The following is a 232-nucleotide window of genomic DNA, read 5'->3' as shown; positions in this document are numbered from 1 at the left end:
CGAAAACGCCGGAGCCATCCTTCATGGCGGCGGCGGCTTGGTATTGCTTCAGGATCGAGGAAAGTGAGAGTGTTGGAGCGACGGGCTTGCCATCCGAGCCGATGCCGCCGAGCAGCTCCAATTTGAATTGGTCGAACTCAGCCGCAGCTTTGGTCAGAGCCGCAATGGTGTTCTTTTGCTCAGGTGTCCGCTTGTCGGCGTCAGGAGTGTTGGCCTCGTAGTCGCTCAAGGC

Annotated in this window: 1 protein-coding gene; it reads right to left on the bottom strand. The window is 59.1% G+C overall.

Going from position 1 to position 232, the window contains the following annotated elements; genetic code table 11:
- The coding region (locus RMT89_RS45640; protein WP_315889637.1) for a hypothetical protein at window positions 1–232 on the bottom strand (232 nt) is incomplete at both ends.

The sequence above is a fragment of the Streptomyces sp. P17 genome, assembly GCF_032436805.1.
GTDB lineage: Bacteria > Actinomycetota > Actinomycetes > Streptomycetales > Streptomycetaceae > Streptomyces.
The sequence above is the reverse complement of the archived record's forward strand: the minus strand, read 5'-3'. Positions and strand labels throughout refer to the sequence as shown.